Origin of the sequence: Paenibacillus polysaccharolyticus, assembly GCF_023714295.1 — a bacterium.
In the GTDB taxonomy this organism is placed as follows: domain Bacteria; phylum Bacillota; class Bacilli; order Paenibacillales; family Paenibacillaceae; genus Paenibacillus; species Paenibacillus polysaccharolyticus_A.
In genome coordinates this window covers 309,539-329,192 of the sequence record NZ_JAMAUN010000002.1, presented here as the reverse complement: position 1 = coordinate 329,192, position 19,654 = coordinate 309,539, and the positions used below count along the sequence as shown (strand labels likewise).

Sequence of the window (19,654 nt, the reverse complement as noted above, 5' to 3'; positions counted from 1 at the left end):
GAGAGGAGACAACAACGATGACAATTGATATACATCCAGAACCAATCGTAAAGCCGGTGTACGACACGGAAACAAGACGAATGGTCTGCAAACTGATCTCCTATCTGCTGCAATATCCGGATACCGAGTGGAGAGAGGGATTACAAGGGGTACAGGAAGCTGTTCTTTCGATCTCTGATGAAGAAGTGAAGCAGACCGTGTTAACCTTCATCAGTAGTGCTCAGGCTCTAGATGCCATACGGTGGCAAGACGCGTATGTTCGTTCTTTTGACTTTGATAAAAAATCGAATCTCTATCTGACGTATGCTTTGCATGGCGATGAGAGGGATCGCGGGCCAGCACTGATTGATTTGAAACGCAGATATGAAGCGGCTGGTTTCTATATGGAAGCTACCGAACTCCCGGATTACTTGCCCATGGTGCTTGAATTCATTGCCGAGGCTCCGGAGCAGGATGCCATTGGAGTTCTGGACAGTTGCCATAAAGCACTGGTATCGATGACCGAAAGCATTGCAGGACAAAACAGTCCGTACGGGCCGCTCCTTACGCTGATGTTACAGGTGATGCCCGAGCCGTCTGTTTCGGACGTACCTGAACCAAGCAAAGAAGAACAGAAACAACCGCTTGGCGGTCTGAACGAGATCGTTGAGCTGATGAGGAGGGGCAGTCGGTGAGTACACTGGAATTCATGTTATGGGGTGCTCTCCCGTATATGGTCATCGTGTTTTGTATCACAGCGACCATCTGGAGATATGTAACCAATCCGTTTAGTTGGACATCCAAGTCAAGTGAGATGCTGGAGAAACGGTTGCTGCGATGGGGAAGTTTACTCTTCCACATCGGCATTTTCGCCGTCATCTGCGGACATATTGCCGGTTTGCTTGTACCGATCGAATTTTACCACTGGATCGGTCTGAGTGACGAAGCCTATCATATGGGCGCTGTGTTCGGCGGATTACCGGCAGGAATTATTGCATTTGCCGGTTTGGTTATTCTATTGGTACGCCGCTATACGGCTCGTAGAGTGCGCGCGACAAGCAGCGTTGGCGATTGGTTAGCCCTCGCCATGTTGATCATTGTTATTGTAACTGGCATTCTGGCAACATCCGCTAATGCGGTAAACCACAGTGGGTTTGATTATCGTACGACGATTAATCCATGGCTGCGTGGGCTTCTGGTCTTCCAACCTGATCCGGCTCTAATGCAGACTGTGCCAATGAACTTCAAAGTTCATATTTTACTTACATTTGTGCTGTACTGTGTGTTCCCATTCACACGTCTCGTTCACATGCTGAGTATGCCTCTCGGATATCTCAGACGTAGCTACGTGCTGTATCGCAGAAGAGACGGAGCCGTGTATCCGAATCAGAATCAAGAACAACAAAAGGAAAGGGCGATGTAAATGCAGCAAAAAGGTAAAGTTCAACTGCCCTTGCAAACCGCAAGTCTGATTCTCGGTTTCATGGTATGGGTGATTCTGTCATCACTCATGCCTTTCATTAAAGAAGACATCGTACTTACGTCATCACAGCTGGCCTGGGCAACGGCGATTCCAGTATTGATCGGTTCGATTGCCCGTATTCCGATTGGGTATTGGACGAACCGATACGGGGCACGTAACATTTTCATGATCAGCTTTGTATTGTTACTCGCCCCCGTATGGTGGGTAAGCCGTGCAACATCTTTCAGTGATCTGATCATTGGGGGATTTTTCCTCGGGATCGGTGGAGCGGTGTTCTCTGTTGGCGTAACCTCATTACCGAAGTATTATCCCAAAGAGCGTCACGGTTTTGTTAACGGGATCTATGGTATTGGTAACCTGGGTACGGCGCTTTCGGCGTTTGGAGCTCCTTTGGTTGCTGCCCAGGTGGGTTGGTCCAAAACCGTATTATTTTACAGTATTCTTTTAATTGGTATGGCGGCACTCAACTTTGTTTTGGGAGACAAAAAAGAAACACGTGTCACCCTTCCTCTGATGCAGCAGCTAAAAGACGTATCACGCAATAATAAACTGTGGCTCTTGTGTCTTTTTTATTTCCTAACGTTTGGTTCATTCGTGGCGTTCACCGTCTACTTGCCGAACTTCCTCGTAACCAATTTCCAGATGGATAAGGTTGATGCCGGACTTCGCACCGCAGGATTTATCCTGGTCGCAACAATCATGCGTCCAGTTGGAGGATGGCTGGGTGATAAATTTAATCCGTTCAAAATATTAATGTTTGTATTTGGCGGATTGACAGTAGCGGCGATTGTGTTATCTTTCGCGCCATCCTTCTATATCTATACAGTGGGCTGTCTGACTGTAGCGCTTTGCGCAGGGACAGGCAACGGTACGATTTTCAAATTAGTGCCAATGTATTTCGTCAAACAAGCGGGTATCGCGAATGGTATGATCTCAGCTATGGGTGGTTTGGGTGGTTTCTTCCCTCCACTGATGCTGACACTGTTGTACAGTATGACAGGGCATTATGCGATTGGATTCATGGCGTTATCCCAGATTGCACTGGTAAGTCTCGTGCTTGTCATCTGGATGTTCTATCAGGAGAAACTTCAACTGTCTGCCAGCATTTTGGAGAATACAATTGAAGCGATTCTGGTGACAGATACGAACAGTGTTATTCGTTCTGTGAATCCAGCCTTCACGGCAGTTACAGGTTATACGGCTGAAGAAGCGGTAGGGCAGAAGCCAAGCATGTTGAAATCAGGCAAGCAGGATAAAAAGTTCTATGATCAGTTGTGGCAGGAACTGCGTGACAAAGGATACTGGCAGGGAGAGATCTGGAACCGGAAGAAAAACGGTGAGGTCTATCAGGAATGGCTTAGTATTACAGCGATTCGTAATGAAGCTGGGGAAGTCAAATATTACGCCGGTATGTTCAGTGACATGAGTAAACCCGATCTTACGATTGCCTGAGCAAATCACATAAACGGAACAGGTTTTAAAAAAGTGATCCAACATACAGCAAGAGACCTTAACTTGATTTACAGTAGTTAAGGTCTCTTTTTGCACAAGTGGCAGTCTCCATACTCGGATAGAAGAAGAGGTAAGAAGTAAGAAGAAAAAAGTAAGAATAAGCAAAATGCATGCGGCGTTTATCGTTATGCTCATGCGTCTCGTTGTTCCTTCAACGCTTGCAGGTTATGAATGATGATGCGACTGCGATCAACCTCAAGCAACTCATCTTTGGAGAGCTGGTTCAGCAATCGATTGGCCGTTTCCCGAGTCGTTCCAATGGAATTGGCAAATTCCTGGTGGGTCATGGGCAGATTGATGATGATCTTATCTGCTTGTTGCTGACCGTGCTGTTCTGCCAGCATGAGAAGAAAGGAGAGCACACGATTGCGCACATCCTGACCCGAAAGCACTTGTAATCTATCTTGTAATTCGCGTATTTTATCGCCGAGTACACGCATGATTTTGATGGCAATCGAAGGTGTGCTGAGCATAAGTCGTTCAAAATGCCGGACGGGGATCGCTAGCAGACTTGTCGGCGTAATCGCAACAGCGGTAGCAGGATATGGATGAGCATTGAAAAATCCGGTATGTGGGAACATATCGCCTGTTTTGAGAAAGGAGACAATCTGTTCATGTCCGTTTTCGTCCGTTTTGTACGCTTTGACAATACCGGTGCGGATAAAGAACACCGCTTCTTTTTCACTACCTTCACTAAAAATGACTGTTTTTTTACTGATGCTGCGGGATATGGCGATTTCTTCAACCTGTTTCAACTCTTCGGGACTGAGATCCTGAAAAATAGGGAATTGCTGCAGAAATTCTGCTGCGTTTTCTTTATTTACCCGGGTCATAAGAGTTCATCCTCTCTAAAGCTCTAATTTTGTAATGGTAAATCGGATAGGAGGTTATGATTGAATTGAAAATCAATGCAAGTACGAATTTAAAACCAATCGTTATTCCTCATGAGCACGGTGGGTGGGCGATGGTCAGTGTACCTTTTCTCGTCGGTGTGGTGGCAAGCAGCCCACAGTGGCTTCATGTGCCTCTCTTCATAGCCTGGCTTGGGCTATATCTGACCGCATATCCTTTACTACAATCGCTCAAACGTAACGCGAATCGGCACCGCTTGTATACATGGGCGGCCATATACGGCGCGGTAGCTTTGGTCTGTCTCATCCCGGCCGTTGTTGGTCAATCATCGTTATTATGGTTCGGTCCTATGCTCGTAGGACTGCTTCTGGTGAACATCTGGCATGTGAGACATAAGGCCGAAAGATCTCTCACGAATGATCTCTGTGCGATGCTGGTGTTCTCCCTGGGCGGGGCAGCAGCTTATTTAGTCGGCAGTGGTAAATGGGATTATGGGATGTTGATCGTAGTATTATTTTCCTTTTTACATTTTACAGGAAGCACGTTCTTTGTGAAATCCGTCTTTCGGGAACGCAACAATCCTCGCTGGATCAGGTTGTCACGTCTTGTGCATGTTATACTGCTATTTATTCCGGCTATCGTTGGGTACCCATGGATGGGGCTGGCTTACGTTTATTCCGCTGCGCGGGCATTTCGATATGCAGGTCAAACCCTGCGTCCCATGAAGGTAGGGATCATCGAGATCATTGGAGCGGTACAGTTCCTGCTCTGGTTCATCCTGCTGTAAATGACATCATTTTATCATAGCGTGATTTAAGTCCACATCAGGTGATATAGGTCACACGTCATTGGATTGACACGAAATGATGATGAATGTTACAGAGCAGAAGGGCTCGTTTAAGCGATTATTTCGTGAAAATAAAGTCCACTGAACCATGTGATTGTTTTTATTCTGTCAACCCGGGTTAATGGGAGGTAAAACAATCTGGAACAAGGGAGGGGCTACCCTAATGTGGACTGCATTGATGTGGGGCGGCATCTCTGCCTCAGCGGTTGTAATCGGTGCGCTTGCCGCCTTATTCATGAAGATTCCGAAAAGGGTTATCGGTTGGATTATGGCATTTGGAACAGGCACGCTTATTGGTGCAGCAACGTTTGAGCTGCTTGGAGACGCCTTGAATGATGGGGGCATGTTGCCAACCGCTATCGGTTTTACCGCAGGAGCTGTGGTATATACCCTGTTTGATTGGCTCATCTCGGCCAAAGGCGGGTCCAATCGGAAACGTTCCAGCAAGAAGGATTCAAGCCAGCAAAGCGGGCTTGGCATATTCGCAGGTACAGTGATGGATGCCATTCCCGAGTCCATCATGCTGGGTGCCAGTTTGCTGGCAGGTAATGGTGTCAGTGCGGTGCTGGTGGTATCGATCTTTGTCAGCAATATTCCTGAAGGGTTATCGAGTACAGTGGGACTGAAGAATAGTAAATATAGCAAAAGCAAAATTCTATTGATGTGGCTTGGTGTATTACTGATCTCTGCACTTGCCGCTTTAGGCGGATATCTGTTTCTGGAGCAACTTCCGAAGGAGATGGGAGCAGTGATCGGTGCTTTTGCGGGAGGAGGCATTATAGCCATGCTTTGTTCGACGATGATGCCTGAGGCTTTCGAAGAAGGGGGCCCTGTAGTAGGGTTAATCGCATCGATGGGACTACTGGTTTCTTTACTGCTGGATATATAATCGAAAAAAGAGTATCCCCTCAGAGCCATTCTGAGTTAAGGATACTCTTTCTTGTAGCTTGATCTTGCTTAAAAGTTAAGTAGAAATTAGTGACCCGAGCAGCTTCCGCCGCAGCCACAAGCTTCTTTACCCAGTTCTTTGGCTTCGGGCAGACGATTTAATTCAACGGATTTAGTAAAATAGTTGCTGATCTGCTGATGCAATTGGCTGAATTCACGCTGTGCATAGATAAATCTGCGGATCAGCGGATGATCGTAGAGCGCACGTTCTTCTTCTTCATAGATTTTGATCTCGGATTCGAGCAACTCCATATTTTGACGTTCTTTCTCTTCGAGTGCCTGATGTTTCTCCATAAAGCGTTCATACTGCTCTGTCGCTTGTTCATCTGCGGCAAATTGGTCGATCATCTCACGCATCTCTTTGTAGCCTTCATCCTGTAACAATAGGGAGCATAGCTCCTGCATTTTATGCATAATGAGTTGTTTGTCCAATTTAACAACGGTAGTCGTCATAAGGTTAGCCTCCTGAAAATTCTTTTCTTGTTATTCACTTTATACTGTAAATCAGACGTTCACTGTGACGATACTCACAACCTGGGTTAAATAGTTTACATATGCAAGCAGACGAATCGATCAGGAGATCATATCTTTCAACTCCTGTAGCTGCAGAATCCGAATCTCATTGCGGTTTACTTGAAGCAGCATTTGATGTTGCATTATGTTTAATTTCCGGCTTAACGTCTCTGGAGTAATTCCTAAGAGCAAGGCTATATCCTTTTTGAAAACAGGCAGTCGGATCTCAGGGTTGGCATGATTCCGGTTATGGAAATCAAGAAGAAGCTTTGCAATTTTTTGCTCCGTCGTCATAGCGCTGAGGGAGCTGTTCCACTCGTCGGTCTCATTGAGCAGACGGGTGATGGCAAGCAGGAAATGGTAAGCAAGTTTGGGGTCTTGCTCAAGTAATTGGTCGAAATCCTCTTTGCGGATAGAACATATCGACGAGGTCTCAAGAACCTCCGCATTCGATTGATGCGGTGTCTGATGAAGCAACGAATGCTGTCCGAAAAAATCGCCGGAGAACAGAAAGCGGATAATATGCTCTTTGCCATTCTCATTATACTTGGACAGCTTTACACTGCCTTGATGGATCACAAAAAGGGTATCCGAACGTTCGCCTTCTTGAACGATATTTTCGCCTTTATGATATTTGCGGGTATGGAGAATAGAGGTCAGTAATGCAGCGTCCGCAGGATCCAAATGCTGAAAAAGCGAAACTTTGGTGAAACAGGGATCATTTTTCTGATGGTCACAGATCATCTTGTAGTCACCTCGTTATATTTCCGAAATGGATAGTTTGATGTAGTACACTTTCAGATTGTATCTATCATATTGTTTTCAATCATGAGCTTTCTAAATTAATGAGCCATGGTCTTACCACCGTGATTTTTACCATCTTTCGTGACACGGAGTACGGCAGAAGCACCTTTGTCTACATGTTTGAATTGGTGGGTTACGATGGGATAGTCGCCTTCCTCGGTGACAGTAAATTCAACGACTGCGCCTCCGCTGGCAGGTAACATAACGGTCTGAATACCATACTCGATGTTTCTTGGATTGCCGTCCTTGTATACACGATCCATAATCGTCCCTACGACATGGAAGGAAGAGACTTCATTTGGACCAGCGTTACTGACATAAATGCGCACGGTATCTCCTACTTTGGCCAGTAAGGGATGTTCTTTCAAAGTAAAGGTATTGCCATTAAAAACAACATACTCGGGTTCCCCGTTAACAAATGAATTGTAATCGTGCTCTTTGTACCATTCGCTTTGCACAAGGGTATACGAACGATCAACGAGGTGATCCGAAGGATATCCTGCTTTGGGCTCAACAATGATCATGCCGTACATGCCGTTGGCAATGTGAGCTAGGGTTGGTTTACTACCGCAGTGATACATAAATACGCCGGGATTGGAGGCCGGATAAGTGAAAGTACCTTCTTCCCCCGGCATGACATCAATGAATTTACTGCTCGGAGAAGCATGTACAGCATGCATGTCCATCGAGTGATTCATGCGCGTATCTTTATTTTTTAACGTAAAAACGATCGTGTCGCCCTCCTTCACACGCAGGACTGGGCCAGGTGACGTTCCATTAAACGTCCAGGCGTTATAGATGACTCCTTTTGAAATTTCAATATCTGTCACTTGTGAGGTCATTTCGATATATACGGTTTGGCCATCTCTGCGAATAACCGGATCAACGGGCGGCTGGCTGGGTGCAGTGCTTGAAAAGGCTTCTTCATTTTGGCTCTGCTGAATTGGACTTGTCGAACTGCAATGAGAGAGTGCAGCAGTAAAGATGGTCAGGATCAGCGTGTATTTATAAATGTTGGGAAACGAGAGCATAGATTCACAACCTTTCAATTAGCAAGTGATGATTTTCACAAAAACGAACTTGTGCAAGTAATATTTCAGGAATCTCCTAAGTCCAGATTACGATATCGATGGGATCATCGGTGTGATGAAGCACACATTTGTGTAGGACCAAGGGCGTTATTTTTAGACAATGTGCCAGCATTTGTTGTGCTTGGGTAAAGAGTTTCATATAATTTTATTAACGGCTCATTTGGAACAATGTGGGATAAACGACTGTTTCAGCGTAAGGTTCAATGAAAGGAGAGGGTGAATGTGAAACGTTTCGAAGACGAAGGGGCATACAAATACAGCTTTTATTCTGTGCTTTACCGGGGAGAGCGAGTTGAAGTCAAATGTCCAGAATGCGGCGGGTACGCTTACATAGAACGCTCTAATGGAAAAGTGCAGTGGAGATGTAGTCAGTGCTACGCTCATGCAGTCAAAGAAGCTGACTACGAGTATGCAGCTAAGGGATATTGTACAGTATGTGAGCGGTGGTTTACGGTGCTGGTAACCGATGAGAAGATGACACCTCATCCGCTAGTCCATATTACATGTCCACACTGCGGGGCGAACAATCGAGCTACACTGCACAAAAGGCAGGTCAGTCGAGGTTATTACAACGAAATTCAAAAGGGCAGGGACCCGCTTTTTGGTCTGGAACTCTATTTTCTGGACCACATTCGAGGCAAACAGATCTGGGCGGTCAATCGGAAACATCTCAATTATCTTCTGCAGTATGTATCGGCTGATTTACGTGTGAAATATGGAGGCAGATCTCAGAAGACTGCATCTCACAGTATTCCTGTCTACATCAAGGAGGCCAAGAACAGGGAAGCTGTAACCCGCGTGTTAACGAAGATGCAGCATAACTTCAGATAAATGATTATCATCAGGAACAGGGGAAAAAAGATGAATAAGCGAATTAAATTTAGTGTTTTTCTGTTTGTGTTTGCCATGATGTGCATACCTGCTTATTTTATTATGCAGACGTATGGTGTATTTCAAAAAGAAAAGGTGTTATCAGGCTACGCCGTTGCTGTGGATGTCGAAGGTAAATCTTATCAGACATGGCCGCTGATCAACGGATATACAGCAATGGACAAACGAGGAGACGACCGCCAGCTGTATTACCGTATTGACACGAGTGGCCTGCAATATTTGTTTCAATTGGCTTATAGGGAGTACGAGGTTCAACCGGGGGGAAACAACCCGTATTTAGCAGGTCAAATCGATTACTCGCAGAGCGATCATGTGTATGTGCGAAGCGAAAACAAATATACCAATGCGAATGACTTTGTTACGGTAATCACGCTGCTAGACCGTGAGGGAAAGATAATCTATACCTATGAACAAACGGGTAAAGGGGACGATAAGCTGGTGAAGTCTATCATTCATCAAGGCATGAGCAGGACTAGCAATCGCGGCATGGAAGCCGCACGTGATCCCTACCTGAATATAACGGCGTTGTTTCGTGAAAAGCTGGGCATTGATGTAAAATTGACCGTGGATGATGAGCATAAGGTTGTCACAATTCGAATGAACAAAGTGGAGGCAAAATGATGAATATGTATGGTGTAGAGCATGGACCTGTATATCTGCAAGGGCTGACAAAGAGCGTGGCGGCAGAAAAAACACATGAAGTGAAATGGCAAGGAAAATTACAAACCGGCGATGGACATGATCAGTTTCATATTTTTTATTATGGTGACCTGGATGAAGATGATCTGATTATGTGGCATGATATGACACCATTGTTGGTTTATGCAGAACACACGGTTACTGGGGAACGTTATCTACTTATTGATGCAGCGAAGCATGGTTATGATGCGATGGTGTGTGAGACGTATCCCCAGGAAGAATTGAGCAACAGGACGCTTCGTCCATATCTCGACGTTGAGGGTGAGGATACATTTGAAGTATTTCTGACGGCATATTACAACGTGCCATGGGATGAAGAGTTTGGCGAGGATGTGGAGGCAGATGGGACGTATGAGCTGATTACAGGTGAACGAGTGCATTTCAATGAAGTAAAGCGTAATGGTTATGATGCTTTTGCCATCCGCATTCGTAATCGCAAAGGCGTAGAGACTGAAATTGTACAAGAAGAGTTGGCCTAATGTGTTTTGTCTATCCATCATCTTATGAATTTGATGATTCTAATGTTAGGAGCTGATGCTGAATGTATATCGTGTCTCGTATGTTAAAGCTTGTCTCTCATCAGGAACTAGAGCAGATGCAGCAAGCGCAATCCGTTCGCCTGCCGTCGGCTTACCAACGCTGGATGCAACAATACGGGGAAGGAACGTATTCAGGCTGGATAAACATTCAGCGTCCCGATCCTGAGGTTTTAAAATCATTTGCAGCATATGATCTCTGGGAGCATAAGGACGAAACGGTCATCAGCCAGCCCCAATTGGAAGAGTGCATTAGCATTGGAAGTTCAATAGATGGCGATTTCCTAGTTGTTCATGCAGATGTGGAAGGTCTGATCTGGCTCCCGCGGCATGATGATCAGATTACGGTGTGGCCGTCGAATGAGGCGTCGTTCGCTGATATTCTTGACCATATCTACTGCGGTTATTACCACAGGGACGAGCCGTTCAGACCTGCGTATTTCGAACCGTGGAATCAGGAGCGGCAACATATTTTTTATCATTTTACAGGAAAAGAGAACGGAATATCGATGAAAGAACTGGCAAGTCTATGTCAGTCGCACTTTTCATGGGATCTGGTCATTGATAATGAATATACATGCAAGCTGTTCAGCGCCATGATTGGCGGGTATGTTCGTTTTAATATGGCGAGTGAGCGCGAAATAGTTTTATTTTATGAAAAAAATAATCATGCAACGGAGGCGCAAGAAGCGCAGCAGCAGGTGCAGGCGATACAACAGTTTTTGCAGGCACATCATTGCACTGCATTGGAATAGAGAACAGCAGAGGGCGAGGAGATTTTATGGATTGGCTGGATACAGAAATTGCAGAACAGTGGCGTAAGGAAGGCAAGCGGTATGCCAGCGATGTAAATGCATTTGTACATAGAATTCTTCAGGGAGAGCATCCGGATGAATCTGAACTGGCAGATGATGCCCGGCATTCGCTCAGTTCCAAAGTGATGAAATTGGTAAAACAGGCTAATCTTCAAGGTGAGGTGGAGCGTCTTCGAGAAGAATTACCTGCGGCGACGTGGCCGCTGAGCAATCATTTTCAGGATTCTATGCAGGCCGTGCAAGTTGTAGGTTACTTGAATGAGGATACGATGCTCTGTAATACAGGAGTATTGTCGAATAACGGGCAGGTATATACGATGGATCAGCAGGGATGGTGGTGTAGTCCGGATTACACCATGGTAGGCTATTCAGCGGGCGGCGCTTACGTAGCTCTGGCGAGTCATGAAGGTATTCGCGTCATTCGTGAACCAGACCGCAAGCTGGAAGGGGAGCAAGTCGCATACTACCCGTGGGACAAGATCAAAGATCGAATCAAAGCTCAATTGCCTGAAATTGAATCCCTGGCAGATACGATACATCCCGAGAACACGATTGAAAAGCTGATCCCCATGGATCAAGGACAGGCGCTGCTGCTTCAATCCCGGTACGGCATCTATCTGATAGAGCGGGAACAGGTGGTCATTCTTCATCCCGATGTGGCGGAGATTCAGGAGTACGAATATGAAGACACCCATCTTTCTATGGGACATACCGCAGTATCTTCGGATGAGCGCTGGATTGCCTGGGGAAGCCAGATGAGTAGCCATACGGTGCTGGATCGGGAAAGTAACAAGACGTATCAGGTGAAGCCGGAGTCGAGTTATCCGCACTGTGCGGCATTCAGTCAGGACAATCAAGTTGTCTGGTTTAATGCCTGCCATTTTTACAATGGAGTAACGATTCAAGTTCCGCTAGACAGTATTGCTAATCGTAAACAGGATGAAGAGTGGCCTATTATGGAAGAGAATGCTCGTGTGTATACCATGATTGAGATGGAGGCAGGAATGGTGATTGGTGATGCATACGGTTATTTGTATTGCATCAGCCGCGGAGGACAAGAGCTATGGCGCCATTTTGTGGGCTCAACGATCTGTTCTCTGGCTGTGTCACCTGAGCAGTCTCAGCTTGCTGTGGGAACATATGGCGGTATGTTGCACATCCTTGATCTGGGTTCGGAACGGATGGACGAATACGGAATTGGCACAGGTACGTTGCGTGAACGGGAGCGTTACGTATTATGGCGTGAACAGGAGCCGCTGCGCTGGTAGCATAGACTGGCAGGCCTTGAATGAATGAATTTGATTTTGCTAAAGGATGATGAGGGTGGAAAGTAAAGAGGCTATAATATTGTTAAAATATCATGCCTTTGCTCACGATGATGTGAATCATCCGAAAATGGAACATGGCTTTCTCGGTAGCTTACGTCCGTTTCGCGGTCAATTAATTGAAGAGAACTTCCATGAATTAATACGCATATTACGCACGCTCGCTCCAGATCTTTCACATGCAGCATTGGATCGGGAAGTAATTGCTTGCCTATGGAGCATTAATCATCTGGCGAGGGCTTGGGCTGTAGAACCGGAGGGTATGCTTCGCAGTAACCAACTCATCTCAGATGAGCAGGTTGCAGTGATGGAGGAATGGCTTAATCTGTTCTCGTATGCAGTTATGATCCTGATTGAAGGCGGCGATGAACAAGAGGCGTTCTGGGGATATGAACAATATGTGTTGGACCGAAGTGTGCAGAAAGGAGAAGGTGACGGGATATGAAGTCTGGAGTGGATACGGTTATCAATGATCTACGGATAGAACTGAACCATCTGTTAGACCGGAAAATACAAGATGAAGAGATCCGGTCATTGTATGACACGTATCTTCAATTGGCAGGAGCATCCGAGGCGGAACTGGATCAGTTCGAGAAACAGTACGGGGTCCGTCTGCCCGTTGATTTCCGTGCTTTTTACCGCCATACGGATGGCAGTGGTTATGGTCTGCATATGTTGTACCCGGGGGATGTAGAGCAGGGGTCTTGTCAACCGTTCTATCTAATGTCACTTGATGAGATAGTCGAGACCAAACAATATTTCTGTGATGTGGACGAGAAGCTGGAGGAGCATTACGGGAATGAAGAGATTCGCCAGTTAGATCCTGAGATCAAACCGTATTTGTTCCATAAATCATGGATTCCTTTTGCCACAATGGCTGGAGGTTCGCTCTACTTGATGTTTGATTTTGATCCAGCAGAGGCGGGGACATACGGACAGATTATTATGTATGTGCATGATCCGGACTTTGTTTATTACGTTACATCATCGTTTACGGAGCTTCTCCGTATGTCTAACCGCAATTTGAACCTAATGGATGAGATTGAATACTAGGGCCCTTGATATTCGTTGTACACCACTATGGATATAAAAAGATGAAATAGCCAAAAGGCAGGAGCTACATGAATAGCTCCTGCCTTTTTGACTAAAACGTAAAGGCTTCCGTCTACCACTGAAAAAAACGGTGACCATGAAATCCGCCGGGGCCTCCAGGCCCACCGGGTCCGCCCGGTCCGCCATGGCCCCCGTGTCCTCCTGGACCGCCGCCGTGAGGGCCTCCCGGATATCCCGGATAATGTCCTGGATAACCACCATGCCACCATGGTCCAAATCCCCCAATAGGAAAAGGAAGAGGAAATGGCACTACCGGTGGATAAGGATAGGGGTATGGATAAGGGTAAGGGGGTGGCGGTGGCGGATAATAAGGATAAGGATAGCCTACAGATTGCTGGGTTGATGATGAACCTGGAACATATGACATATCACAAGCCTCCAATGTCTGGATTGATGATATCAGCCTATGCGGATTCTTCACTCGCTGACACAGCAACTTAGCCCGGTCGAAATGGGCTCACCGATCTGGGCGCTGGGCATACGCTGAGGTATAGGGTACCACCTAAACCGAGAGCGAAGGGCAGGCGTTTTATTTTGGCAACCTCGTACATGGATTTCACTTTACCGACTACGCAGTTTACGTATGATCTGAGCAACAATCCGCTTTTCAAGAAAGATGAGCATAATTATATTAATGCACTTTCGGTTAAACAGCTCAATACGTTGGGCAACACCTCTTTATTGGATATTTTTCTGAGTGCAGGCAATGTCGTTGAACCTCACATCCATCAAAACGCGACCGAGCTTGTATATTGCATCAGCGGTGCGGCGGTCGTTTCCCACATTAACCCGTTCACGAACGAACTGCTTCACTTCCCGATCACACGGGGGCAAACCGCTAACGTACCTCAAGGTTGGTGGCACTATGAAGTGGCGACGGCAGATCACACACATCTGCTCGCGATCTTTGATGCACCTGTGCCTGAAGCGATCTTCGGCTCTGATATTTTACGATTGACACCTGCGAATGTGCTGGCTCATACCTATTGTCTGGATGAACACAAAGTACAGGAAGCCTTGGCTCCGATTAAAAAAACGGTGATTATCGGCCCGCCTACAGATTGTAAAACGCAGGTTGCACCGACATCCAACCACATGCCTAATATAGGGCCAAACATCCAACCAATTAATATCCCACCTAGTATCAAACCCAATATTGAACCCAAGATCGAACCTAGTGCTCAACCGAATGTGCAACCGAACTTACAGCCTAATATTCAACCCAACATCGAGTCGAATGTAAACCCTAATATGCAACCCAATATGCCTCCTTATGTAAATCGTCTCCCACATTGGGGTACGTGGGTAGATCCGCGTATTGTCCACGAACCAGGGTGCCCATACTATAGCGAACTCCCGGTACAACTGAACTCGGATGATAAAGTGTAAATTGAATTGAATAAGACTCCCCTATGTATTTCTGGTTAAAGGCGTTCAATTCAGAGCGCCTTTTTTGTTTTTTATTATTTTTTCTCATAAGATGTCACAAATTTTATGTGTTGTTTGTCTTCAGTATGTAGACCAAATGAGATCAGAAGATGGAGGAGAATGAATATGAATTTACGTATGAACTACAGAGCGGCAAACCCTGGTGCTTTCAAGGCCATGATGGCGATGGAGCAACATGTATCCGGGCAATTTGAAGATAAGGTGTTATATGAGCTGTTGAAAATCCGTGTGTCTCAGATCAATGGCTGTGCCTTTTGTATAGATATGCATGCGAAGGACTTGATGAAGCTTGGCGATTATGGGGATCATATTCTTTTGCTGAGTGTGTGGCACGAAGTGCCTATATTTACGGAGAAACAACGTGTTATGCTTGAATTGGCCGAGGTTGTGACGCGAATTTCGGAGCATGGGGTCCCGCTTGAGCTATATAATAAAGTTCGTGAATACTACAGCGAAACTGAAATCGTTAACCTGATTATGGCAATCAACTCGATTAATAGTTGGAATCGCATAGCCATTACGACAGGCATGTACCCCGGTTGTTTTAACTAAAGAGATAAACGAGAAAAATAAATGCTAAACAAACCAAGCCAGAGGAGGCGATCCTATGCAGTCGAATCTTAATTCTGATGCTAATCAACCAAAAAATATACCGGAAACGTCTTCTCTGGATGCTGGTGCATTGTATATACTGTATAAAAATTATGCTTTTTCCATCGCCTATCGTATGCTGGGCAGTGTGACCGAGGCAGAAGATATCGTACAGGACTGCTTTGCAGGACTTCATAGGTTGACGAATGAGCATATTCATCAACCCAAGTCTTATATCGGAAAACTCATCGTGAACCGCTGTTTGAATCTGTTAAATTCTGCTCGTAACCAGAGGGAGCATTATGTCGGGGAATGGCTTCCCGAGCCGCTTGGTGTTCATGAATTAGTCAATACGCCAGAGGAAGCGATACAGCAAAAAGAAATGATTTCGTACGCCTATCTGGTGATGCTTGAACGTCTGTCACCCTTGGAACGGGCAGTTTTTGTGCTACGCGAAGCCTTTCAGCATGACTATTCTGAGATTGCGGGATGGCTGGGGAAAACAGAAAGCAACTGTCGACAGATTTACAGTCGTGCCAAACGAAATTTGCCTGAACAACTTCCAGCGATGGAGCACGCGAGCGCCAATTGGAAAACAAAAAAAGAAGTGCTTAGCCGTTTCACCACGGCATTTCTACAACATGACGTTTCAGCTATGTTGGAGCTGCTGACAGATGAGCCTGTATTTACAGCGGATGGTGGCGGCGTAGTGCGCACCATTATGCGAACAATGCATGTACATAAGGGTGTGCTCGCCATCCTTACCTCTCCTAGCGTGCTTCGTTCGTTAAGAGAAAGAGTATGGCAGCCTGCATTCATTAACGGCGAGCTCCAACTCGCTTTATTTAAAGATGGGCAGGTCACTGAAGTGTTATGTTTGGAAATGGATGCTTCAGGGAAGCGAATTCATGGCGTATATCTTATTGTCAATCCAGACAAGCTTGCAACCATACAATCATGAACTAAAATGTGAATGAAGTATTTAAATGTAACTTCTCAATTAAGCGACATGATCCTGTAAAAAGGACAGTCGTTTTTTTTATTTTTACGCGTTTTGATCTTTGATCAACTCTAGTTTATCTATTCCAAATTTGATTCTATGGTTATACATGGTATGATCTAATAGATTTCAAGAATAGTAAATATATGCCATGAATAAAATGAAATTTTGAATTCAACACAAGTGAGGTTAACCGTTTTGAGAAAACTGAATTATGTACACATGTTTGTTTTTCTTAGTGCAGTTACGGTTATTACGCTGGGATTGTATTACATAGCGGCCGATTGGCTGGATCAGCGGTATTTCCGTTTCCTGATCTGGAATTTGTTCTTGGGCTGGATTCCATTTGCATTCTCATCCCTAACCTATGGTTTGGGCCGTCTGAAGTGGAAAGGAGCTGCATGGATTGCCGTACCAAGTGCGATGATGTGGCTATTGTTTTTCCCTAACTCTTCTTATATCGTTACGGATTTATTGCATTTGACGTCAAGGAGCTCAAGGTATTTCTCGGGAAACGGCGCGGCATTCCACTACTGGTATGATCTGATGGTTGTACTGATGTTTGTGTGGGCAGGACTGCTGATTGGCTTCCTATCGATGTATCAGATTCAGGAAGTCGTCTATGACCGTTTGGGGCGTGCGGCGTCATGGATATTTGTACTGGCTGGAACAGCTCTTGGCAGTTATGGTGTTTTGCTTGGGCGAGTGTATCGGTTAAACAGTTGGGATGCATTAACCAATCGCGAGTTGTTAATTAGACTGATGCACGAAAGTGTTAGTCGGCCCTCCTTGGCGTTTTGTATGTTCTTTGGAACGTTTCTTCTTACCATCTATCTCACGTTATATTATTTGCTGAATGCGAGAGGGTCTGGACCAGATCAACGCAGTTTACAAACCAATGATAAGAAAGGGTAGGTGATTCGATATGCTGGATGCAGTAAAGATCACGGAAAACGTCAGAGAGGTTATGGAACAAAAGGATTTTTCGGGTGTTGTGCTGTGCAAACAGGAGGGGGAGACTCTTTTTCAGATCGTGCGAGGGTACGCGAACCGTAGTGATGAGCTTCTGAATGATGTGAATACACGTTTTGGTATCGCGTCGGGCTGTAAGGTTTTCACAGCTGTAAGTATAGGCCAGTTGATTGAACTAGGACATTTTACGTTAGACTCCAAATTAAAGGATGTCCTAAACCTCACGTTTCCGGCATGGGATTCAGAGATTACAGTACACCAATTGCTAACCCATACTTCTGGCGTACCTGATTATTTTGATGAGGACGTGATGGATGATTTTTCAGCATTGTGGAAAGACAGACCCGTGTATGCGATGCGACAGCTCCGTGATTTTCTGCCCATGTTTCAACATCTGCCCATGAAGTCTGCTCCTGGGGAGAAGTTTCATTATAACAATGCGGCATTTATCGTACTCGGACTCATTGTGGAGCAATACACGGGCATGACGTTCACCACATACGTGGAGGAACATATTTTTAAACGAGCCGGCATGCAAGATTCAGGTTATTTCCTGACAGATCAGCTTCCGCGTAATACGGCTATTGGTTATATCGATGCTGACGACGGGACATGGACTAGTAATATTTTTTCGATCCCCGTTCAAGGTGGAGCAGATGGTGGAGCTTATGTAACTGCACCAGATATGATCCGTTTCTGGGATGCTCTGCTGGGACACACGTTGTTAGGTGAGGAGATGACACGGCATCTGTTGACACCCTACGCGCACGATGAGGACGAGGAATTTTATGGTTTGGGGATATGGCTGGAGTTACGTGAAAAAGAGATATTTAAAACGCATGTCATGGGTTTTGACCCAGGTGTTTCGTTTATGTCTGGCGTATATCCACAGCATGAGGTTCAACTTGTGGTTATATCGAATCAGGAGTCAGGGCCTTATCCTATAACGTTGGCTGTAGAGGAAGCAATGGCGTAAAAGGAGTGATGAGGCTGAATAATTGGGGATCGTAGACCATTGCCTAGAAACGGACAGAGGGAGAACGCCGTAGCAGGTGAATTCCTAATGTCGGAGTACCCTTGCCTTTCCGTTTAACGATCACGCAATCCAGGCAAGGGTATATGTTTGAAATATCTCTCTTCGAGTCATTGTAAATTTATTCGGAAAAGGTAGCTAGCTTCCATAATTCAGGCACAATGAATCTGGGGAATACGTCGATGGGTGGCTTTTCCTTCTTGCGTTTGTCATTAGTCAGCACGGTCACAAGTTCCAACTCGGGAACAACATATACATACTGGCCACCGAAGCCTCTCGCATAGTAATACTGTAGTGGTCTGTGACGCTCTGAATCCGTAGGTTGAGGTGCCGAGTTATCGTCAAGATGTTGACCTGCATATTGGTCCACCCACCAGTGCCAGCCGTAACTGCCATGGTTAGGCGGAGAAACTGTGATGAAGGGCTGCGTCGAACGTTTGACGAGTTGGCTGGACATAAGCTGTTTTCCTTCCCACTTGCCTTCCTGAAGATAGAGTTGTCCGAATTTGAGCAAGTCGGTTGGCAGCAGTCTCAGGCCAAATCCACCCGTGTGCACACCTTGGGGATCTTGTTCCCATTCATAATTTTGAATGCCGAGTGGGCCAAAAAGATAACGCTCAGCATACGCCGCTACACTCATGTCTACATGTTGCATCAGGATTGCAGACAAAATCTGGGAAACTCCCGAATTGTATTCCATATGTGTGCCGGGTTCATGTCGCAAACGCTGTTCTAAAGCGAAATTGACCCAGTGATCCGTACGTGTCATCCGTGGAAACGAATTTTGTCCGCCAAACTCGTCCCAATTGAATCCGGCTGTCATCGTAAGTAGTTGCTCCAGAGTAATCGCTGGTTTACGCGGGTCAGGATCAGAAGTAAGTTGCGGGAAAAAGGTAGAAATGGGCGTGCCCGCCCCGGGCAGTAGCCCTTGATCCATGGCGATACAGACGAGCGCGGAGATGATGCTCTTGGTACATGAATTAATTTTAGCGATATCTGTCTCAGCCTGTGCATTCCGATAATATTTGTAAACGACTTCTCCACGCACACTGACCAGACAGCTCCGCAGGTCCAGCGGGGGGATGATGTGTTGCAATGTATGATGAAGGTTTGAGGAATTCATAGTGTCCTTTCTGTGCTCGTTGTTATTTAGGATGTAGATTCCAAAGGGTTGCCCACTATGTTAGCATATTCATTGGGG

Annotated in this window: 23 protein-coding genes; 17 read left to right on the top strand and 6 right to left on the bottom strand. The window is 45.8% G+C overall.

Annotation, left to right across the window (positions count from 1 at the left end; translation table 11 throughout):
- Positions 1-17: 17 nt before the first annotated feature.
- Genes narJ through M3629_RS10210 form a run of 3 tightly spaced genes read left to right on the top strand, consistent with a single transcriptional unit; the run spans position 18 to position 2,914 of the window.
- Positions 18-674, top strand: a complete 657-nt coding sequence (gene narJ, locus M3629_RS10220; protein WP_251505453.1) for a nitrate reductase molybdenum cofactor assembly chaperone — start codon at positions 18-20, stop codon at positions 672-674.
- A 14-nt stretch (positions 675-688) separates the two neighbouring features.
- Entirely contained in the window at positions 689-1,402 is a 714-nt protein-coding gene (gene narI, locus M3629_RS10215; RefSeq protein WP_251505822.1) for a respiratory nitrate reductase subunit gamma, read from the top strand.
- A complete protein-coding gene (locus tag M3629_RS10210; RefSeq protein ID WP_251505451.1) occupies positions 1,403-2,914 on the top strand; it encodes a nitrate/nitrite transporter in 1,512 nt (503 codons plus the stop codon). It begins immediately after the preceding gene.
- A 191-nt stretch (positions 2,915-3,105) separates the two neighbouring features.
- On the opposite strand, the gene M3629_RS10205 is transcribed toward M3629_RS10210, so the two are convergent.
- The gene (locus M3629_RS10205; RefSeq protein WP_251505448.1) at positions 3,106-3,807 is read right to left on the bottom strand and encodes a Crp/Fnr family transcriptional regulator; all 702 of its coding nucleotides are present in this window, start codon (positions 3,805-3,807) and stop codon (positions 3,106-3,108) included.
- A 56-nt stretch (positions 3,808-3,863) separates the two neighbouring features.
- Between M3629_RS10205 and M3629_RS10200 the strand changes: the two genes are divergently transcribed.
- Positions 3,864-4,613 (top strand): YwiC-like family protein, encoded by a 750-nt coding sequence (locus M3629_RS10200; RefSeq protein WP_251505447.1) that lies wholly within the window; start codon positions 3,864-3,866, stop codon positions 4,611-4,613.
- Positions 4,614-4,836: 223 nt separating this feature from the next.
- On the top strand, positions 4,837-5,562 hold the full coding sequence (locus tag M3629_RS10195; RefSeq protein WP_251505445.1) for a ZIP family metal transporter: 726 nt from the start codon (positions 4,837-4,839) through the stop codon (positions 5,560-5,562).
- An 86-nt stretch (positions 5,563-5,648) separates the two neighbouring features.
- Here the strand turns inward: M3629_RS10195 and M3629_RS10190 are convergent, their stop codons facing one another.
- The 3 genes from M3629_RS10190 to M3629_RS10180 form a co-directional block, all read right to left on the bottom strand.
- Entirely contained in the window at positions 5,649-6,074 is a 426-nt protein-coding gene (locus M3629_RS10190) for a YlbF family regulator (protein WP_251505443.1), read from the bottom strand.
- 120 nt (positions 6,075-6,194) lie between these two features.
- Positions 6,195-6,878, bottom strand: a complete 684-nt coding sequence (locus M3629_RS10185) for a Crp/Fnr family transcriptional regulator (RefSeq protein ID WP_251505441.1) — start codon at positions 6,876-6,878, stop codon at positions 6,195-6,197.
- Between the two features lie 98 nt (positions 6,879-6,976).
- On the bottom strand, positions 6,977-7,969 hold the full coding sequence (locus tag M3629_RS10180) for a multicopper oxidase domain-containing protein (protein ID WP_251505439.1): 993 nt from the start codon (positions 7,967-7,969) through the stop codon (positions 6,977-6,979).
- A gap of 282 nt (positions 7,970-8,251) precedes the next feature.
- Here M3629_RS10180 and M3629_RS10175 point away from each other — a divergent pair, with 282 nt between their 5' ends.
- The 7 genes from M3629_RS10175 to M3629_RS10145 all read left to right on the top strand — a co-directional run bounded on the left by M3629_RS10175 (position 8,252) and on the right by M3629_RS10145 (position 13,348).
- Positions 8,252-8,860 (top strand): hypothetical protein, encoded by a 609-nt coding sequence (locus M3629_RS10175; RefSeq protein ID WP_154890548.1) that lies wholly within the window; start codon positions 8,252-8,254, stop codon positions 8,858-8,860.
- A 30-nt stretch (positions 8,861-8,890) separates the two neighbouring features.
- A complete protein-coding gene (locus tag M3629_RS10170) occupies positions 8,891-9,541 on the top strand; it encodes a hypothetical protein (protein ID WP_251505438.1) in 651 nt (216 codons plus the stop codon).
- Complete coding sequence (locus M3629_RS10165) at positions 9,538-10,098, top strand: hypothetical protein (RefSeq protein WP_251505436.1); 561 nt, start codon at positions 9,538-9,540, stop codon at positions 10,096-10,098. The genes M3629_RS10170 and M3629_RS10165 overlap by 4 nt, the downstream gene beginning before the upstream one ends.
- Positions 10,099-10,160: 62 nt before the next feature.
- Complete coding sequence (locus tag M3629_RS10160) at positions 10,161-10,910, top strand: hypothetical protein (protein ID WP_251505434.1); 750 nt, start codon at positions 10,161-10,163, stop codon at positions 10,908-10,910.
- 26 nt (positions 10,911-10,936) lie between these two features.
- Complete coding sequence (locus M3629_RS10155) at positions 10,937-12,238, top strand: hypothetical protein (RefSeq protein WP_251505431.1); 1,302 nt, start codon at positions 10,937-10,939, stop codon at positions 12,236-12,238.
- A gap of 79 nt (positions 12,239-12,317) precedes the next feature.
- The gene (locus M3629_RS10150) at positions 12,318-12,740 is read left to right on the top strand and encodes a hypothetical protein (protein ID WP_251505428.1); all 423 of its coding nucleotides are present in this window, start codon (positions 12,318-12,320) and stop codon (positions 12,738-12,740) included.
- The gene (locus M3629_RS10145) at positions 12,737-13,348 is read left to right on the top strand and encodes an SMI1/KNR4 family protein (RefSeq protein ID WP_251505425.1); all 612 of its coding nucleotides are present in this window, start codon (positions 12,737-12,739) and stop codon (positions 13,346-13,348) included. The genes M3629_RS10150 and M3629_RS10145 overlap by 4 nt, the downstream gene beginning before the upstream one ends.
- A 112-nt stretch (positions 13,349-13,460) precedes the next feature.
- Here the strand turns inward: M3629_RS10145 and M3629_RS10140 are convergent, their stop codons facing one another.
- Positions 13,461-13,775 (bottom strand): hypothetical protein, encoded by a 315-nt coding sequence (locus M3629_RS10140; RefSeq protein ID WP_186812252.1) that lies wholly within the window; start codon positions 13,773-13,775, stop codon positions 13,461-13,463.
- 167 nt (positions 13,776-13,942) lie between these two features.
- On the opposite strand from M3629_RS10140, the gene M3629_RS28820 reads away from it, so the two are divergent.
- From M3629_RS28820 to M3629_RS10115, 5 genes are all read left to right on the top strand, one after another.
- On the top strand, positions 13,943-14,797 hold the full coding sequence (locus M3629_RS28820; RefSeq protein ID WP_251505422.1) for a cupin domain-containing protein: 855 nt from the start codon (positions 13,943-13,945) through the stop codon (positions 14,795-14,797).
- A 165-nt stretch (positions 14,798-14,962) separates the two neighbouring features.
- The gene (locus M3629_RS10130) at positions 14,963-15,409 is read left to right on the top strand and encodes a carboxymuconolactone decarboxylase family protein (RefSeq protein ID WP_251505419.1); all 447 of its coding nucleotides are present in this window, start codon (positions 14,963-14,965) and stop codon (positions 15,407-15,409) included.
- Between the two features lie 55 nt (positions 15,410-15,464).
- Entirely contained in the window at positions 15,465-16,409 is a 945-nt protein-coding gene (locus M3629_RS10125; RefSeq protein WP_251505416.1) for a sigma-70 family RNA polymerase sigma factor, read from the top strand.
- 237 nt (positions 16,410-16,646) lie between these two features.
- A complete protein-coding gene (locus M3629_RS10120; RefSeq protein ID WP_251505413.1) occupies positions 16,647-17,363 on the top strand; it encodes a DUF1361 domain-containing protein in 717 nt (238 codons plus the stop codon).
- 10 nt (positions 17,364-17,373) lie between these two features.
- Positions 17,374-18,396 (top strand): serine hydrolase domain-containing protein, encoded by a 1,023-nt coding sequence (locus M3629_RS10115; protein ID WP_251505410.1) that lies wholly within the window; start codon positions 17,374-17,376, stop codon positions 18,394-18,396.
- A 178-nt stretch (positions 18,397-18,574) separates the two neighbouring features.
- Here M3629_RS10115 and M3629_RS10110 read toward each other — a convergent pair whose 3' ends face one another.
- A complete protein-coding gene (locus M3629_RS10110; RefSeq protein WP_251505407.1) occupies positions 18,575-19,576 on the bottom strand; it encodes a serine hydrolase domain-containing protein in 1,002 nt (333 codons plus the stop codon).
- Between the last annotated feature and the right edge of the window lie 78 nt (positions 19,577-19,654).

What these genes read in the sequence shown, in the direction of transcription:
- narJ (WP_251505453.1), top strand. Translation starts at nt 18, where the DNA reads ATGACAATTGATATACATCCAGAACCAATCGTAAAGCCGGTGTACGAC.
- narI (WP_251505822.1), top strand. Translation starts at nt 689, where the DNA reads ATGTTATGGGGTGCTCTCCCGTATATGGTCATCGTGTTTTGTATCACA.
- M3629_RS10210 (WP_251505451.1), top strand. Translation starts at nt 1,403, where the DNA reads ATGCAGCAAAAAGGTAAAGTTCAACTGCCCTTGCAAACCGCAAGTCTG.
- M3629_RS10205 (WP_251505448.1), bottom strand. Translation starts at nt 3,807, where the DNA reads ATGACCCGGGTAAATAAAGAAAACGCAGCAGAATTTCTGCAGCAATTC.
- M3629_RS10200 (WP_251505447.1), top strand. Translation starts at nt 3,864, where the DNA reads ATGATTGAATTGAAAATCAATGCAAGTACGAATTTAAAACCAATCGTT.
- M3629_RS10195 (WP_251505445.1), top strand. Translation starts at nt 4,837, where the DNA reads ATGTGGACTGCATTGATGTGGGGCGGCATCTCTGCCTCAGCGGTTGTA.
- M3629_RS10190 (WP_251505443.1), bottom strand. Translation starts at nt 6,074, where the DNA reads ATGACGACTACCGTTGTTAAATTGGACAAACAACTCATTATGCATAAA.
- M3629_RS10185 (WP_251505441.1), bottom strand. Translation starts at nt 6,878, where the DNA reads ATGATCTGTGACCATCAGAAAAATGATCCCTGTTTCACCAAAGTTTCG.
- M3629_RS10180 (WP_251505439.1), bottom strand. Translation starts at nt 7,969, where the DNA reads ATGCTCTCGTTTCCCAACATTTATAAATACACGCTGATCCTGACCATC.
- M3629_RS10170 (WP_251505438.1), top strand. Translation starts at nt 8,891, where the DNA reads ATGAATAAGCGAATTAAATTTAGTGTTTTTCTGTTTGTGTTTGCCATG.
- M3629_RS10165 (WP_251505436.1), top strand. Translation starts at nt 9,538, where the DNA reads ATGATGAATATGTATGGTGTAGAGCATGGACCTGTATATCTGCAAGGG.
- M3629_RS10160 (WP_251505434.1), top strand. Translation starts at nt 10,161, where the DNA reads ATGTATATCGTGTCTCGTATGTTAAAGCTTGTCTCTCATCAGGAACTA.
- M3629_RS10155 (WP_251505431.1), top strand. Translation starts at nt 10,937, where the DNA reads ATGGATTGGCTGGATACAGAAATTGCAGAACAGTGGCGTAAGGAAGGC.
- M3629_RS10145 (WP_251505425.1), top strand. Translation starts at nt 12,737, where the DNA reads ATGAAGTCTGGAGTGGATACGGTTATCAATGATCTACGGATAGAACTG.
- M3629_RS10140 (WP_186812252.1), bottom strand. Translation starts at nt 13,775, where the DNA reads ATGTCATATGTTCCAGGTTCATCATCAACCCAGCAATCTGTAGGCTAT.
- M3629_RS10130 (WP_251505419.1), top strand. Translation starts at nt 14,963, where the DNA reads ATGAATTTACGTATGAACTACAGAGCGGCAAACCCTGGTGCTTTCAAG.
- M3629_RS10125 (WP_251505416.1), top strand. Translation starts at nt 15,465, where the DNA reads ATGCAGTCGAATCTTAATTCTGATGCTAATCAACCAAAAAATATACCG.
- M3629_RS10115 (WP_251505410.1), top strand. Translation starts at nt 17,374, where the DNA reads ATGCTGGATGCAGTAAAGATCACGGAAAACGTCAGAGAGGTTATGGAA.
- M3629_RS10110 (WP_251505407.1), bottom strand. Translation starts at nt 19,576, where the DNA reads ATGAATTCCTCAAACCTTCATCATACATTGCAACACATCATCCCCCCG.